At 28.8% G+C, this 15,721-nt stretch carries 20 protein-coding genes; all 20 read right to left on the reverse strand.

The window, feature by feature from the left end:
• Positions 1-58 precede the first annotated feature (58 nt).
• The 20 genes from B2S02_RS15185 to B2S02_RS15280 all read right to left on the reverse strand — a co-directional run bounded on the left by B2S02_RS15185 (position 59) and on the right by B2S02_RS15280 (position 15,381).
• On the reverse strand, positions 59-445 hold the full coding sequence (locus tag B2S02_RS15185) for a hypothetical protein (protein WP_035131806.1): 387 nt from the start codon (positions 443-445) through the stop codon (positions 59-61).
• A 159-nt stretch (positions 446-604) separates the two neighbouring features.
• Positions 605-910, reverse strand: a complete 306-nt coding sequence (locus tag B2S02_RS15190) for a GNAT family N-acetyltransferase (RefSeq protein ID WP_346920988.1) — start codon at positions 908-910, stop codon at positions 605-607.
• A 13-nt stretch (positions 911-923) separates the two neighbouring features.
• A complete protein-coding gene (locus B2S02_RS15195) occupies positions 924-1,406 on the reverse strand; it encodes an NUDIX hydrolase (RefSeq protein WP_346920989.1) in 483 nt (160 codons plus the stop codon).
• A gap of 60 nt (positions 1,407-1,466) precedes the next feature.
• A complete protein-coding gene (locus B2S02_RS15200; RefSeq protein ID WP_346920990.1) occupies positions 1,467-2,675 on the reverse strand; it encodes a winged helix-turn-helix domain-containing protein in 1,209 nt (402 codons plus the stop codon).
• Positions 2,676-2,775: 100 nt separating this feature from the next.
• A complete protein-coding gene (locus B2S02_RS15205) occupies positions 2,776-3,324 on the reverse strand; it encodes a 2'-5' RNA ligase family protein (protein ID WP_346878330.1) in 549 nt (182 codons plus the stop codon).
• A 179-nt stretch (positions 3,325-3,503) separates the two neighbouring features.
• The gene (locus B2S02_RS15210; protein ID WP_346878329.1) at positions 3,504-4,013 is read right to left on the reverse strand and encodes an NUDIX hydrolase; all 510 of its coding nucleotides are present in this window, start codon (positions 4,011-4,013) and stop codon (positions 3,504-3,506) included.
• Between the two features lie 204 nt (positions 4,014-4,217).
• Positions 4,218-4,574, reverse strand: a complete 357-nt coding sequence (locus B2S02_RS15215; RefSeq protein WP_346878328.1) for a hypothetical protein — start codon at positions 4,572-4,574, stop codon at positions 4,218-4,220.
• Positions 4,575-4,618: 44 nt separating this feature from the next.
• Positions 4,619-5,896 (reverse strand): S8 family serine peptidase, encoded by a 1,278-nt coding sequence (locus tag B2S02_RS15220; protein ID WP_346878327.1) that lies wholly within the window; start codon positions 5,894-5,896, stop codon positions 4,619-4,621.
• Positions 5,893-6,471, reverse strand: a complete 579-nt coding sequence (locus tag B2S02_RS15225; RefSeq protein ID WP_346878326.1) for a GNAT family N-acetyltransferase — start codon at positions 6,469-6,471, stop codon at positions 5,893-5,895. The genes B2S02_RS15220 and B2S02_RS15225 overlap by 4 nt, the downstream gene beginning before the upstream one ends.
• Positions 6,472-6,533: 62 nt before the next feature.
• Entirely contained in the window at positions 6,534-7,241 is a 708-nt protein-coding gene (locus B2S02_RS15230; protein ID WP_346920991.1) for a class I SAM-dependent methyltransferase, read from the reverse strand.
• A gap of 92 nt (positions 7,242-7,333) precedes the next feature.
• The gene (locus B2S02_RS15235; RefSeq protein WP_346878324.1) at positions 7,334-7,957 is read right to left on the reverse strand and encodes an HAD family hydrolase; all 624 of its coding nucleotides are present in this window, start codon (positions 7,955-7,957) and stop codon (positions 7,334-7,336) included.
• A gap of 39 nt (positions 7,958-7,996) precedes the next feature.
• Positions 7,997-8,437 carry a GNAT family N-acetyltransferase gene (locus B2S02_RS15240; protein WP_346920992.1) on the reverse strand — a complete coding sequence of 147 codons (441 nt, stop codon included), beginning with the start codon at positions 8,435-8,437 and terminating at the stop codon, positions 7,997-7,999.
• A gap of 158 nt (positions 8,438-8,595) precedes the next feature.
• The gene (locus tag B2S02_RS15245; RefSeq protein WP_346849030.1) at positions 8,596-9,126 is read right to left on the reverse strand and encodes a GNAT family N-acetyltransferase; all 531 of its coding nucleotides are present in this window, start codon (positions 9,124-9,126) and stop codon (positions 8,596-8,598) included.
• A gap of 112 nt (positions 9,127-9,238) precedes the next feature.
• A complete protein-coding gene (locus tag B2S02_RS15250) occupies positions 9,239-9,559 on the reverse strand; it encodes a hypothetical protein (protein WP_346849031.1) in 321 nt (106 codons plus the stop codon).
• A gap of 153 nt (positions 9,560-9,712) precedes the next feature.
• Positions 9,713-10,540, reverse strand: coding sequence for a GNAT family N-acetyltransferase (locus tag B2S02_RS15255; protein WP_346878322.1), 828 nt, complete (start codon positions 10,538-10,540; stop codon positions 9,713-9,715).
• A gap of 25 nt (positions 10,541-10,565) precedes the next feature.
• Positions 10,566-10,988, reverse strand: coding sequence for a GNAT family N-acetyltransferase (locus B2S02_RS15260; RefSeq protein ID WP_346849033.1), 423 nt, complete (start codon positions 10,986-10,988; stop codon positions 10,566-10,568).
• Positions 10,989-11,341: 353 nt separating this feature from the next.
• Complete coding sequence (locus tag B2S02_RS15265; protein WP_346878321.1) at positions 11,342-12,238, reverse strand: AraC family transcriptional regulator; 897 nt, start codon at positions 12,236-12,238, stop codon at positions 11,342-11,344.
• A 153-nt stretch (positions 12,239-12,391) separates the two neighbouring features.
• Complete coding sequence (locus B2S02_RS15270) at positions 12,392-12,859, reverse strand: GNAT family protein (RefSeq protein WP_346920993.1); 468 nt, start codon at positions 12,857-12,859, stop codon at positions 12,392-12,394.
• Between the two features lie 179 nt (positions 12,860-13,038).
• A complete protein-coding gene (locus B2S02_RS15275; RefSeq protein ID WP_346878319.1) occupies positions 13,039-14,271 on the reverse strand; it encodes an alpha/beta hydrolase in 1,233 nt (410 codons plus the stop codon).
• A 288-nt stretch (positions 14,272-14,559) separates the two neighbouring features.
• Complete coding sequence (locus tag B2S02_RS15280; RefSeq protein WP_346878318.1) at positions 14,560-15,381, reverse strand: MerR family transcriptional regulator; 822 nt, start codon at positions 15,379-15,381, stop codon at positions 14,560-14,562.
• Positions 15,382-15,721: the final 340 nt, after the last annotated feature.

Below are 15,721 nucleotides of genomic sequence, written 5' to 3' on the forward strand. Positions count from 1 at the left end.
AACTAAACTTAACATTCTAACTCTCTCGTATTTCCTTATCAACCCTAAAATATTTAATTTAATCGTAATTATTTATCATGCTCTCTTCATTAATGGCAGTATCTCCACTTACCTTTTCATCAGATTCCCCTTTAGACTTCATTAATTCATTAATGTATAAAGAATCTGCTATTGTTAAGCATTTCACTCTTGCCAATAATTCCTTTGATGCAGATTTTGCTGGAATACTCTTTATACACTTAGGTGGATTTTTACCATCACTAACATAAACTTTTATAATACCACCTTCAAGTATGTACTCTATTTTCCTTTTACCTGATGTTTTTATTTCAGTATTACTAGCTTTTGATTCTTCCAATAATTTCAAAAATTCTCCTTTTGAATTTTGCTTTTTATTTCTATCTTCATAATTTTTTATATAATAATTATTTAAAGTAACTTTCATTATGAATACTCTCCTTAAATTTATAACTTAATAACTCTTTCTAAATCCCATATTCGTTCTAAAACTATTTCTTTGATAAAAGTCGTCTGCTCCATCTGTTGAAAGTAAATCTAATCTTGTATTCGGATATAAATTATGACATATATCAATTAAAGCTTTTCATATTCCCATTCCTCTATAGCTATTATCAATTATAATTTCAGCTATATAAGTAGTAATTTCTCCATCTGTTAATGCACGAACTAATCCAACTATTATGTCTCCATCTAATACAACAAGTGTAATATTAGAATTTTCCCATGCCTTTAATGCATTTTCTGATCTTTTTAAGAATGTCATCCATCCTTCTTTCTCATATAATACTTGAATAGAAGAAAAATCTGTTTCTTTAAATTGCCTAATATAAATTCCTTTTGGCAATTTTACTTGTCCAATTAATTCCTCTGTTAAAATAAATTTATTCATAAAAGAATTCCCCTTATATCTTTCTACTAACTTGTAAGTCAAATTCTGGCTTTGTAACATATGCTAGATATTGAACATTACCATCAAAATCTAAATATGCTTGAAAACGTTGACGAATTGATGGTGACGTAATCATATCAAGAACTTTATACTTCTTTACCCAACGTGATTCTGAATTCTCATCTGAAATACATAAGTCACCATCTACAAATGTACAAATAAAATCCATCATCACCTTTGTAGGTACTGTCTTAACTCCATTATATCCTTCATGCATGGCTGTATTTGAAGAAATAGCAAAAAGTTTCTTTACTGTAACATTAATCCCACTTTCCTCTTTTATTTCTCTTACAACTGCATCAATAACATTTTCTCCGACTTCAACTTGACCACCAGGAAAAACCCAGCCCCCATGATGAGCTTTGACTAATAAAATCTCTTCTTTATCATTTTCAACTACTCCTGCTCCTGTAACAATATGTGTTGGCATAATCATAAGTATCACTCCTTAGTCAATTACTAGCAATTACTTTACATAATAAACATTAACTATAATCTAGCCTTTTATTTTCCTCCATGAACTTTCTTCTAATCCATCTGCTTTTAGATACTTACAGAATCTTTCAAAGCATCCCATCATAGCAGCTATAGACTCTTCTGTTACTTGATAGTTCTCTTCCCACCACCAATTTTTTATTATCAATGGTTCATTTCCTCGATGTATTTCAGGTTCAAATCTTGCTACAAGCTTATCTCCATATAAAACTGGTAATACATAATATCCATACTGCCTCTTTGAAACAGGTTTATATACTTCCCAACTATATTCAAAATCAAAAATATCTTTAACTAACTTTCTGTCCCAAAGAAGATTATCAAGTGGAGCCAGAAAACTTGCTTTTTTATCAATACTAGAATTAAGATTATCTAACATTGATGTATCGTCAGCCCTTATATAAAAAGTTTCATTTAGTCCTTCTACTTTTACAAGTATAAGCTCACCATCCTCTAGTAGTTCCTTTAATATTTTCTTTCTAAGATTTTTATCGGATACAAAATGACCAAGCCATCCTTCACCACTTCTCTCCCAATAAATCCCTATACTTCCTATTCTCCTTTTAAAATACCACTTATAAAAATCATCATCACTATTGAATGGATCTTTCATTTCCAGTATTTCTTTAGGCAATAGATTTTCTATCAAGTCATAAACCTTTTGTGTGTTCTTCTTTTCTTTAACGCCTAAAATTCCACTATTCCACATATAATCCATAGTAGCACTAGAAAGCTTTCCATGCCCCCAAACTCCACTTTCTACTCGTCCAAGATCCAACTTTGAAGGCAAGGTAGCACCATTTTTCCCTATATATTCCTTTGCTACACCAACATAGTTAATTGCTTCAATTGAATTCCTATGATGCAATACTCTCTCAATCTCTTCTTTTCTCCTTAATCTCACCCTCTCAAAATAAGGCCAGTCATTGACAGAATAGATAGCCATCATTTTATCCCAACCATCTATGATCTCTCTTTTATTATAAAGAAGAGTTTCTAGCATCATAGGGTTATAATTTTCAACTCTGGACTGAAGCACCAAATCAGCATTTCTCCCTACCATATTTAAAGGATCATATTGTATGCACCCTACTCTATTTATAAAATTCTTAATACCCTCTTCACCATCAAAAGATTTTGGTGAAGATAAACCCTGATACATAACCAGAAATTTTCTCAATTCGCCCTTTGACATAGTAATTTTTTTCATATTACTTCCTCACTAAAATTTTTATTTATTATATTATTTTCAATTTTAAGACTAGATTTTAAAATAAATTATTCTGAAAAACTTCTTATAATAATTATATTTACATGAAAATATTGAGCTTATGAGGTTTTGTTTCTTTTACAGGCATTACAACTTCAACAAAACCAATTTCTTCATATCTACTGTTTGGAAAAACCTCATAGTTTTCGATTATGTATTTTGTAGCTTCCACTAATGCTGATTCTTTATCTTCACTTCCCAGCATAACAGCACAATGAGGTACCCATTGTCCAGCTGTGTAATATTCCCAACCACTATGATCACAAAATGCAAAGGTTTCGTGTACATTTTTATGTAAAGCAATTAATTCATTACATACAACTGGTGCAAGATATACAGTTCTAGTATTATTAAACACCCCAATACTAGAAAGTAATGTAGGAAATGATTTTGTATCCTCAGCAATTTCTTTTAATAACTTGTCACACTTTTCAATATCAATATCATTAAATATAGCTATGGTAATATGAGGACGAGTCTTCCATTCTAAATACTTTTCACTGATTCCCTCTCTTGCAATTCCTTTAGCCAATTTAAGAATTTTTTCCTCTGTTTCCTTATCAAAATATAATTCTATTGCATATTTCATGCTAATTCTCCTCCAATATAAAGATAATTTATTATGAATGTGGCTATGAATTTCATGTTATTCAAACATCAAAGTCGCTGAAACCCTTGGTATGACAACAACTATTTAAATAGTTAAATAGTTGTATAGTTTCCTATGTAACTATTTTCATATATAAATAGTTACATATTTATTTTATTCTACTTAAAATTTAAAATAATTTCATTAACATAGTCATTCATAACTGTTCTATATTCTTCAGGTCTGTAGTCCATGGATTTTATCAAATTAATCATCTCTTGGGCTGAAATAAATTTAACATCGTCTACCTCTGACTTTTGTAAGGTTAAATCTGAAATATCAATATCTTTACATAATACAAAAATATCAATGAAATGATTGTATTTTTCCCATAAAACTCTTTTAAGAAAATTTATATCATCTATCTTTATACCTAATTCTTCATGTATCTCTCTAATAATAGCTTCTTTACTTGTTTCTCCAGCTATAACGTGCCCCATGTGAATATCCCATCCACCAGGTAAGAACTGTTTTGATTTTGACCTTTTCTGAATTAAGAATTCGCCCTTTGAGTTATGTATATATGCATGTGCTCCTAAATCATATTGTCCTTCTAAAAGCTCTTCATCTTTTGGTGCTATTTTACCACTTCTACTACCATCTCTATTTAAAATATCAAAATACTCCATGTGTTTTCCTCCTATAGAAATATTATTATTTTATCACCTACATAAACACTGCTTAAGCATGTTTTCATTGTAACATTTATTTTAATGCTATGTATATATTTTGTATATAAGTTAATTTATTCTACAAGAAAAAGCAAAGTGGTTACTTCAAAATGGAAGTAGCCACTTTTATAATTTTTAGAACAAATATCAGATATACCTATATTAATAAATCTCCAAGAATGATGTTATCTTTCCATCAGGACGACATTCTTCAAGAAGTCCAAACTCTGGATCATAAAATTTGCCTTTATAATGTACTACCCAATGTGTATACTTTGGCATGTGTACTGTCAAAATTGCTACTTCTGAAATCTTAGGATTCTTTTTAGATAATCTTACATTTTTATCAGCATGTTTAATGTTATAAAAATCAAGAGCTTCAATTAGCTGTCCAATGGATGTTGGCCCATGTGTATGCATATTTTTAATAACTTCATCAACTGACACTCCCGCAAGCATAGCTATGCATGCTTGTCCACATGCACATGGGTTTGGTTGCATTATTAATTTTATACTCATTTTCTTACTCCTCCCTAATGTACAAGTATTTAATATTACTATTCTTATTCAAAACTAGAGATTAATTTTTCAGGATTTATTATTTTTCCCTTATATTTTTCTGTTCCCTTTTCTATTTGTCTGCTATCTCCTGTTGCAAGAGCTTGTTTCCAAAATTCTTCTGGCGTAATATCTGGTTTTACTTGACAAGCTAAAGCATAAAGTCCAGCAAGATAAGGCATACACCAGCTCCATCCACCTTCTCTATAAAATACATAATCCTTCTCTCCTGTAGGGCTAGCTACGGTTTTAGAATCAATAGGAATAAGTAATAATTCTTCTGGTTTGTCCATATTAAATTTCTCTTCATAATACTTATTAAGTTCATCAATATGCTCTATTTTCGATACCCACTCTTTCCATTCTGTAACTTTATAATTAGAAATATCATTTTTATCTGCAAGGGAATCTATATCTAATCCATGGAAATAAAACTTATCCTCATATGTGTCAAACATATTTACTGTTATAACAAATATATTTTCTTCAATTGCTTTTTTTATTGCTTCTATAAATTCGTTATACCCCTTACTTTCAGGTTTGCATCCTGCTGATATAGATAAAACTCGTATCTTATCATCCTTTGGCAAAGATTTATTTACTTCAATAATTCTTTCAATTGCTTTTGCTGTCCAAGAAAAATCTATTTCCATTTCACTATTAACAAAGTTATAGTTTTCACATGCTATAAAATACAAATCTGCTTCTGATGCAACTCCAATATTCTTACCTGCTGCAATGGATGCCACTGCTGGAGCATGCATCTGTGCTTCTTCTGGTTCATAATGAATTTCTTCATACATCTTTACTCTATCATGATATTCCTCATGATTTACTAAAAGAGAATAATCGATAAATGCTATGTTTATCCCCTTACCAGTTATACCTCTTTCATGAAGTTTTTTTATTTGAAGACCTGGATTTTTATGAAACTCTAAAAAACTTTCAGGGTTAAACTCCTCTGGAAGTTTCCCTGGCCATTTTGTTTTACTATCAAACACTGAATTTAAAAGCTTATCTTTCTCCCCAGATAAATCAAGTTTCTCAAGGTCATATCCTCTTAAATCACTACTATTTTTTCCCCACTCATCTTTGAGTTCTTCAATGTTATTTATACTCCCTCTTCCAAAATCAGCCATGTACGGAAATCTTTCAATTTTTACATCTTCTTTAATATTATTATTAGTAGAAGTTGTTTCTTTGCTGTTAACTTTATTATTGCAGGCAGTTATATTTATTACAAATACTGCTACCAACAACACTATTGCTAACTTCTTTTTCATTTAATATCCACCCTTTCATTTTTCTCCACAATATTATCATCTTCTTTAGTTAGTACCGTTGCCTCTGGATTTCTTAATATATAATTTAGCTTATCTTCCCATCTATCATGCATATCATAAAAATGCTCTTCTCTATTTATAAACTCAAATCCAAATTTATCAAATATACTTTTCATTCTCTTATTTGAGCCCATTGTATCAGCATATATGCATTTAAGTTTTAATGTATTAAATACATAGTCTATTGCCAATTTAACTGCTTCAGTTCCATACCCTAATCCCTTATAATTATTATTGGCAAGGGTAATCCCAAGTTCACATCTGCTTTTTTCATAATCAATTCGCTTAAAAGATAATTCTCCAATGATTCTTCCATCCCTTAAAAAAATTCCAACCCTAGGATACCATGATTCCTTTTCTATAATAGAATCATACTTTTTATCAACCTTTTCTTTATCATAAATATAGGTATTTGGATCCATAATTGGATCTGTAACATAGGATTTATAGTGTTCATGATATTTATCTCTAGTATATGTTTTTAAATAAATCTTGTCTCCTTCAATTCTAATCATAGACTCCTCCTTAAAATAAGGTATACCTCCAGCTTTCCTAGCTTTACAGTTCATGAAGATTATTAGTTAACCTTTTTGACCACATAAAATATTTTATATGACTTATCATCAATTGGAGATAATCTAAAATCTTTATACCTATTCATTATTTCAAAGCCAGAATTTATAAGAAACTCATCCATTTCTTCAACAGTATATGCCCTTTGAATATGTGTTTCACATTGATTATCACCAAAGTCAAAGACAGTTTTACCTATTTTACTTACCTTATCATATTCTAATATTTGTTTGAATTCTATATTATCAAACTTTCTATCAATTATTCCAAAATGCCTTTCTTCATATAAAACTGGAGTATTAATATCAAATATAAAAATTCCGTTATCCTCTAAATGTAAAAAAACATTTTTTAAAGTTTTTTTCATGTCTGAATCTGTTACTAAATAATTTAGTGCATCAAATGCACAAGTTATAAGCTGAAATTTTTTATTCAAAGTGAAATTTACCATATCTGCAACTGCAAATTCTATTCCCGTTGTAGTCTCCTTTGCTACATTAATCATATCTTCTGAAATATCAATTCCAATAACTTCAAAATTTTCATTATATAATTTTGATGCTAATATACCTGTCCCACAAGCAACATCTAACACAGATTTAATATTTAGATTGTAAATATTAATTACATTGCAAATTAAATCTCCGTATTTAATACTATCTTTTCCCCAACATTTTTTATAAAACTTTGCTAATTTCTCATAAGGTTTCATTGATTATACTCCCCCTTTTTACTTCACAATATAATCTACAGATTGTTAATAAATCTATGTATTGTAATTTATAAACATATGTTCTTATAGTGTTACACAAACTTTAAAAGTTCGTGAAAGCTATTAATTACATAATCATATTCTTTAACTTCCCCAAAACCATATTGTGCATAAATAAAAGGTATATTAGCAATTCGTGATGCTTTTAAATCTCCCTCAGTATCACCAACATATACTGAACTAATTAAGTTATTTCTTTTTATTATTAGTTTTATATTCTCACCTTTACTTAAACCTGTTCTTCCTACATTCTCATAATCTATAAAATATTTATCTAACTTATGTGATTTAAAAAAGGCTTCTATATATCCACATTGACAGTTACTAACAATAAATAATTTATATTTTTTAGATAATTCCTTTAAAGTTTCCTCTACCCTATCATATAGAATTGCACCATGTTTGCCTAAATGATTACATTCATCCTTACAGCAATGCTTAACTATTTTAAGTCTATTTTCTTCTTCTAAATATGGGAAAAACTTTAATGCAACATCCTCTATTACTAACCCCATAACACCCTTCATATCATCTAGCGTAAGTTTATTTATCACCTCATCATAGTTACCTATAGTTTTATTCCATGAATCTATAACACTAGATGTTGAGTCCCATATAGTTCCATCTAAATCAAAAATAATACTATCTATGTCCATATTTTTACACCTCATTTAACAGAATAAATGTATTTAACTCTATAAATCTAAAGCCATAATTATTTCATCTTCATCTACTTCTCCTGTATGAAGAAAGCCTAACTTTGTATAAAGATTTTTAGCAGCAATATCACCATCACAGTAACATAAAACTATTCTGCTGTATTTTGCATTATTTCTCATCAGTTCTATTGCTTTGAATACCGCTTCTTCTCCATATCCATTTCTCTGATATCTTCTATCAATCATCATTTGATCAAATACAAAGGCTTGTAATTCATCACACTCTCTATACATTAATAATCCTACTATTTCACTATCATTATATATTGCTTTAGCTTGACTTCTTTGAGGTCTAAAAACATAAGCTCTAGCCAAAATACCAACATTAGAGCATACATAATGTTGCTGTTCTTTTTCCACTTCTAGTAAGTTAACATCTCTCCAACTTTTCTCCGTAACTTCTTTTAAAAGTATCATTAAACTCCCTCCCTAGCATTCTCCAGAAACAGTAATCTTAATAAAATTATACCATATTACACCGGATTATCATCCATATATTTGTATATGTAGTAAAATTAGAAAATAAAAAAATATCGTATACTCATTTCTGAATAATCCGATATTTTATAACCTTACTATTTAATATAATACATGTTCAACTCTAAAGTACTTCCACAATTACTTTCTGCTTTATTGAATCCACCTTCTATTCCACCTAGAGCTTTAACTAACTGAATACTATTAGGATTACGACGATCTGCCTCATAAATAAAATAATCTAAATCCATATGTTCACGAAAAAAGTTAGTTAGACCAGTAATAGCTTCATATCCATACCCCTTACGTTGCTCATTCTTTCGTATCCATAAACCCACCTCAGGAGTCTTAGTATCTATCAGATGAATCTCTATACTTCCAATGAATTTATATTCCTTATCTAAAATACAACACACCAAATTTGTTCCCATTTCTTTAAGTTCTGTAAACTCATCAATAAATTTTCTTGTACTATCTAGGCTTTTAAAAGGCTCTGGATACTGGTATTTTGTTATTTCATCATTAAATTCAGTAAAATAATCATATGCAAATTCTTCTGAAATAGGCACAAGAAGTAACCTACTTGTTTCTATATTAAATCCTTTTTCATTAATAATATCCTTTATCATTCTTACCTCCGTTATATCTGAAAAACCAAATATCTTATCTAACTCATTTATCTACACTAGAGTTTTATCAACCATTATTTTTTGTTTCTTAACTATTTAGTTGAATTATGTATTATAACTGTTTCAAATCATTAACAGTCATTCCCTTTAATCTAGTACCATGGTTTTCACTATCAAAGTGAACATTACTATGTTTAGGATACATAAATTCGATCATTGCGAAGTTTGCAACATCAACTAAAAATTCTGTATTACCAGTTTCTTTATACTTTTTTAATCTTATTTCTAGATTTTCAACTGAATTAATTAAACCCTCACCATAGTTATTTTTTATAGGACCGTATTTATGATAACTGACGAACATTCTATTTTTTCTTAGTTTATCAAATTCTTCACTATATTCTGTCTGTAATACTTGTTCTATATCATTCATAATTTTCTCCTTAACTTTGCTTCACTATCTTAGAAATGCATCATTCATAAAAATATCATGAACTATTTAATATTGTTTATTCTCTTTTTTTATATTTACTTACTAACATCCATACAAATAGTTCAGGCATTAAATTTAATAAGCTAATCATATTTATTCATATGTATGTTCTGAAAAATAAGCAATTTCAATAAAACCATTTCTTTCATATAACTTTTTAGCACCAGTATTTGACTTAGCTACTCGAAGTCTTATGTTTCTAATAGATTCATTCATACTCATATTTCTAATACAATGTGCTAATATATAACTTCCATATCCTTTATTTTGAACTGTAGGTTTAACTACAATATCAGTTATATAGTTTTGGCAGAAAATATATGCACCTACCAACTCATTATTTATCCAGAATGAACGTACTTGGCTATGCTTATCTAAATCAATAAGCTTTTTGTAAAATTGTTCTTCATTTATGGCATTAGTATTTACCTGCCAACCATTATCTTTATATAACTGATAATATGAACTATCAAATAAGTTAATAAATTCTTTTAACATATCACTTTTGAATCCTTTATCAATTAAATTACAACAATTTAAATTAGGTAACTCCTTACCAATGAATTCAAGATGATATCCTTCAACATCTACTTTAAAACCTAATTTTCTTACTTCATTAATTATTTTTAGATTATTACCGTACACGTTAAAGCATATTTCTTTTGAGTCAAATTTTAAAATATATTCTTTAGTCTTATTTTTTATAATATCTAAAATTTGTTCTATATTGTTTCCATTAAGAAAATAAGCATAAAAAATGCAACAATCTTTATTGTCAACAGCTATAAATACTCCTATATTTTCCACTGTTGATACAGAATATATTATATCCACTTGATTGTTTTCAAATGCTTTTTCTACATACTCTTTTGCATGGGGAGATATATTATCTATGAGCATTAATATTTCTTTAGACTCCATTTATACTACTCCTTCCATAACATGCTTATTCTTCTGTATATATGGTTTCCCATGGATATTTAGAGTAAGCCGTTTTATGCCTTTTAAAACCAATTTTTTTATAGAAATCCTCATTTCCAAAAGTAGCGGTAAGATGAATAGGTATATAGTCTTCTCCTTCCAAAAGTGTGTTCATTAAATTCTTTCCTACACCCTTTTTCTGATATTCAGGCAATACCCCCACATCAAATACTGAGCCATAACATATGCCATCTGATATCATTCTACAGGCTCCTATTAATTTTTCATCATCCCATGCTATAACAACTTTATAACTATTTTTAAATGCTGATTGAATTTTGTGGTATTCATTATTTTCCATAAACCGTTTCAATAATCCAACTCTTTTATATAGGTCAAAAAGTTTATCCCACTGAATATTTTCTAATCCTACTTTATATGATATCATCTATACTTGCCCCTTCCTACTTTTCACTATTAAAATAATTATTTTATTTTAAATAAACATCACATTAAACACTAAAACTCATAATACTTTTTCCTATATGTGACCTGTAAAACAAGTAAACTTAATGAAATTATACCATATTAAACCAAATTATTTTCTATATATTTTTATAGTAATTTATATTTTAAATACCATGTTATTCAACTCTCAAATAATATTACTTTAATTATACAATTTACTATATAGTTAAATCATAAAATAAAAACACCGTGTAATCATTATTGAATACTACGGTATTTTAACCAATGAATATTTATTTTTTATAGATATTTTTAATTTTAGAATATATATATCTACTTCTTAGTAATAGGAACCCATATTTCGCAGGCATAATCATCATCATTTGTATCTCCTGGTAGATAAACTTCAAGTTCATAGTCTGCTGCTCTTTCATATCCACAGTTAGGAAGCCATTCTGCTGTTATTTTTGTCCACATGACATCAATTGGGTGCGCCTTGCCATTGAGGCTTCCTCTTGCAGTAAATACTGCCCATTTTCCTGCTGGTATAGTATAACTTTGCAAATCCGTTACAACATTTTCATCAACTTCAGCACCAATAGCCAGTATAGTTTCTCCATTTTCTAAAGTTTTGGTGAAACCCATCTGCCACATGGGGCTGCGATAAAGTTTGTATTCACATGCTATCTTCCTATCAATATCACCATCCAAAAATTCATCCCAAATATCCCATACTTCACCTAAAGCTTCTTTCCAATTATTAGCTTCAGCATTAGCAGACTGCCTCTTTATTTGTTTAACAAGTCCAACCAATTTTATTTCTTTCTTTTCCTCAATACGATACTCCATCTCAACATCTCCTTTTATTGAAATATGAAAAGTGATGGGTGGGTAGGCTTTAAGTTTTACTCCCAAAGTGCGCGCTACCTTAGGAGTTACACCATGCATTCCAACGAAAGCACGAGTAAATGCATCGGGCGAATTATATCCATACTTTATAGCAATATCAATAACTTTTTTATTGCTACTTTGTAAATCTAATCCTGCAAGGGTTAATCTTCTACGACGAATATATTCAGATAGAGATACTCCTACAACATAAGAAAAAACACGTCCAAATTGATGCATTGAGCAACAAGAAACTTTTGCTACTTCATCATACATAATATCATCGGTCAAATGATTCTCAATATAATCTATTGTTGCTGTCATTCTATCAACCCATTCCATTTTACCTTCCCCTTTCATATTTAATTGTAACAAAGGAAATATAAGACTACCCTACATTCCTAGTACAAATATGTAGGGTAGTCATCGGATAACGATTTACCCTAATGGACAACGAGTTCTAAGTATCGAAAGTACTGATACTAAGAACTCTATTTATAATTTTTTTGACATGGTTATAAATTCCATTTCTCCCTTAACTGTTTTTCCTATGAATTCATTTATAACTTTAAAATCTAAACTTTTATATAATCTTATAGCTCTTTCATTAAATTTAAGAACTGAAAGCTCTATATTTTTTAAATTGTACCTTTCCTTAGCAAATTCTAAAATAGCTTGTAAAAATTCCTTTCCCATGCCCTTGCTTGTTAAACTTGGTCTCATTTGAATTGAAAAGCTTACTTTATCATTAAGGTAAAAAGCACAATTTCCTACTAATTCATTTTTATCATCATAAATTGCGTACACATTATCATCCATAGGAAAACTTTTTACATAATTTATTTTTCCTTCTGAGAAGTCATTATCAAAAAATGAGTAAATTCCTTCATACTTCCATGTAAGCATATCTTCAACATCATTATTTGTTACTTTCCTAAATTCATATTTTGTAATTTTATTCATCCCCAAATCCCCCTAATTAAAATTTAACATTTTGTAAGTTTCACTGCTTATATGTAATTTAAACTTATATATTACATATTTATACATATTAGAACATACTTTTCAATATATTTATATCTATTACTATTTCAAAGAATACTGCTCTTATTTACCTTCCTAATGTACACATTGCTATATTCTTATAATTTCTCCTTTATTCCTATAAGTGAAATTAATCCATGTGCCAAGGTTTCTCCCCAAGATAAGTAATCATGTCCTCCATTAAACCATCGCAAATCAACTTTATATCCTTTAGATATCAATGTATCTCTTAAATTTATATTAGGATCTATAATTTTATACTTAGTTTCTAAAACCCCCATATCTAGGTAAAATTTAAGAGGAAGCCTGTTTACTTCTTTAAACATTTTGCTCATCCAGCAATCCTCATCAGGTACATAGTCTTCTGAATTATACCAAAAATAACCTGATTGAGAAAGGACATTTCCAAAAACTTCTGAATAGTTTAACCCTAAATAAGCTGCTGTTAATCCTCCTAGACTAAGTCCACAAATTATAGCTTTTTCTGGCATGCTAGAAATATTATAATTTTTTTTAGCCCATGGGATTACCTCCCTTGCAATGCACTTACAAAATGAATCATTACACTTTAGTTCTTTTCCTCTATTTTTTGTTGAATCAATAAATATGGCAACTATAGGTGGTATTTCTTTAGTGGCAATAAGATTATTCAAAGTTTCTATTGCAGAAAGATTAGAGATATAATCATCACCATCAGTTAAAACCATAAATCCATAAGGTTTTTCTTTCTTATCATATCCATAAGGTGTATAAACTCTGATTCTACGCTTATCCTCTAAGTTTTTACTTTCAAACCTATGTTCCTCTATTTTTCCTTCTGGTACATCTTCTATTTTTGTTGACCAAATATCTTCAGGTGACTTAGGCATTAATACATAAGAACCCTTATCTTCTGGATTCTCTTTATCAAAACTCAATGCTTTTTTGCAAAACTTATCATACTTAACTCTACTACCAAATCTTTCATTCCAATCATCATCCAATGGATCATTTGGTGAAAAGTAATATATAAATCTTAAATTATTTCTTACTTCATAAGTAATAAACCATAGATCCGTTTCCATTATTTTTTCCATTTGAAAATCTCTATAGTTATCTTTAAATTTATCTAATCCTATATCAGGTATAAACAAAACATTTTTACACTCTTTAATCCCTTCATATATAAAAGTAACTAAGCTATTCTTATCATCATTTTCTATATGTTCTATTATTGGAGAACCCTTATGTTGTAAATCATGTGTAAATTCTTCTACAGCCTTATGTCCATTCTGTTTAATCCTTTTTTCTAATTCAGTAATAGTTTTACTTTTTATTAAAGATTTTTTCATATAAATCTTTACTCCCTTCATTCACATAGCACTAAAAAAGTGAATCCTCATTTTATAACTCCCATAAAGTCATTAAAAGTAAGTATTAAAACCAAAAGCAGCTCCAAGGAAATTATACCATATTATACAAAATATCTATACTTGGTAATTTATATATAACACTTTAGCATTCAATTATTAAAAAATACCGTATATTCATTTTAAAGAATAATACGGTATTATAATATTCATTTTCTATTTATCTTTATATACATTTGAGTAGTCTATTTTTATTAAAAATTAATCATATTAATCTATAGGAAATTGTAGCTCTGTTACATATTCATTGGGATCATCTGTTACCCATTCACCTTCATGGTATATTTCACGCACTGGTCCACAGATTGAATACTTATTTTCTGAAATCCATTTGTACATTATTTCATAGGTTTCTCCAATTGTAGCAAATGAGCCATTATGAACTATACAAGCCATTTTTTCTATCATGGGCAGTTCAGATACTTTGACAGTATCACCTTCTGGGATTAATTTTGTTATAGGTTCTACAACCTCCATATCCTGTATTGAAGTATTATCTTTATGATAAAGTGTCATACACGGAATTGTACGTTTTCCTTTTACTTTATCTATATATTCATTAACTTGTACCCATAGGCTTTCACAAAATTCATCATAAGTTTGATTACCATCCTTCACAAAACATTTTCGCAATGATGCAACTAAGATTTTTTCTACTTTTTTAATTGAAATTTCATTCATAGTAGGTATGCCTCCATTCTTTATTAAAAATATATTTGTACGAAGACGTTGAAGCCTACTTGTTTCTAGTTCTAGTGCCTTTTCAAGTAAATCTGCTTTCACTTCCAAAACCTCTATAAGCGACTCATTACTAGAATTATTATTAAAGAAATTGCTAATTTCAACAAGTGAAAATCCAGCATCCTTTAAAGCAATTATTTTATTTATGGTTATAAGTTGACTTGCATCATAGTATCTATAACCAGTAAATTTGTCTATATATATAGGTTTTAAAATTCCTACATTGTCATAATGATACAGTGTATTAATTGAAAGTCCACTCATACGCGAAAATTCACCAATCTTAAACATAACTTCACCTCAACAAATAAGCTCTACAAGTGTGCACCTTGCCATCTATTATTATTATAAACCCTTCGGTAACCCAAGAGTCAACTACTATAAAAAAGTTAGAGGTTAATCCAACTTCCTCTCTTTTCATAAATTTATATCGGCTTCTAATAAAGTAAGAATATAAATTATAAAACATATAAAGTAAATCGAATTGTGACGATAATAATAGAGTGATATCAAAAATATAATACTATATTATATTTTAAATTTATTTTATTTGAAATTTTTGTAGAATAATAAACTCAGTAGAATATATTTTTTACTATATTTATAATTTTTACATATATATTGTACCATT

The organism is Clostridium sp. UBA7339 (assembly GCF_002470865.1).
Classification (GTDB): domain Bacteria; phylum Bacillota; class Clostridia; order Clostridiales; family Clostridiaceae; genus Clostridium_J; species Clostridium_J sulfidigenes.

Excerpts from the sequence above, each read along its gene's own strand:
- B2S02_RS15240 (WP_346920992.1), bottom strand. The coding sequence starts at position 8,437 with ATGATACTTTTAAAAGAAGTTACGGAGAAAAGTTGGAGAGATGTTAAC.
- B2S02_RS15250 (WP_346849031.1), bottom strand. The coding sequence starts at position 9,559 with ATGAATGATATAGAACAAGTATTACAGACAGAATATAGTGAAGAATTT.
- B2S02_RS15280 (WP_346878318.1), bottom strand. The coding sequence starts at position 15,381 with ATGTTTAAGATTGGTGAATTTTCGCGTATGAGTGGACTTTCAATTAAT.
- B2S02_RS15230 (WP_346920991.1), bottom strand. The coding sequence starts at position 7,241 with ATGAAACCTTATGAGAAATTAGCAAAGTTTTATAAAAAATGTTGGGGA.
- B2S02_RS15220 (WP_346878327.1), bottom strand. The coding sequence starts at position 5,896 with ATGAAAAAGAAGTTAGCAATAGTGTTGTTGGTAGCAGTATTTGTAATA.
- B2S02_RS15215 (WP_346878328.1), bottom strand. The coding sequence starts at position 4,574 with ATGAGTATAAAATTAATAATGCAACCAAACCCATGTGCATGTGGACAA.
- B2S02_RS15275 (WP_346878319.1), bottom strand. The coding sequence starts at position 14,271 with ATGAAAAAATCTTTAATAAAAAGTAAAACTATTACTGAATTAGAAAAA.
- B2S02_RS15195 (WP_346920989.1), bottom strand. The coding sequence starts at position 1,406 with ATGATTATGCCAACACATATTGTTACAGGAGCAGGAGTAGTTGAAAAT.
- B2S02_RS15260 (WP_346849033.1), bottom strand. The coding sequence starts at position 10,988 with ATGATATCATATAAAGTAGGATTAGAAAATATTCAGTGGGATAAACTT.
- B2S02_RS15235 (WP_346878324.1), bottom strand. The coding sequence starts at position 7,957 with ATGGACATAGATAGTATTATTTTTGATTTAGATGGAACTATATGGGAC.
- B2S02_RS15255 (WP_346878322.1), bottom strand. The coding sequence starts at position 10,540 with ATGGAGTCTAAAGAAATATTAATGCTCATAGATAATATATCTCCCCAT.
- B2S02_RS15185 (WP_035131806.1), bottom strand. The coding sequence starts at position 445 with ATGAAAGTTACTTTAAATAATTATTATATAAAAAATTATGAAGATAGA.
- B2S02_RS15190 (WP_346920988.1), bottom strand. The coding sequence starts at position 910 with ATGAATAAATTTATTTTAACAGAGGAATTAATTGGACAAGTAAAATTG.
- B2S02_RS15265 (WP_346878321.1), bottom strand. The coding sequence starts at position 12,238 with ATGGAATGGGTTGATAGAATGACAGCAACAATAGATTATATTGAGAAT.
- B2S02_RS15210 (WP_346878329.1), bottom strand. The coding sequence starts at position 4,013 with ATGGAGTATTTTGATATTTTAAATAGAGATGGTAGTAGAAGTGGTAAA.
- B2S02_RS15270 (WP_346920993.1), bottom strand. The coding sequence starts at position 12,859 with ATGAATAAAATTACAAAATATGAATTTAGGAAAGTAACAAATAATGAT.
- B2S02_RS15225 (WP_346878326.1), bottom strand. The coding sequence starts at position 6,471 with ATGATTAGAATTGAAGGAGACAAGATTTATTTAAAAACATATACTAGA.
- B2S02_RS15200 (WP_346920990.1), bottom strand. The coding sequence starts at position 2,675 with ATGAAAAAAATTACTATGTCAAAGGGCGAATTGAGAAAATTTCTGGTT.
- B2S02_RS15245 (WP_346849030.1), bottom strand. The coding sequence starts at position 9,126 with ATGATAAAGGATATTATTAATGAAAAAGGATTTAATATAGAAACAAGT.
- B2S02_RS15205 (WP_346878330.1), bottom strand. The coding sequence starts at position 3,324 with ATGAAATATGCAATAGAATTATATTTTGATAAGGAAACAGAGGAAAAA.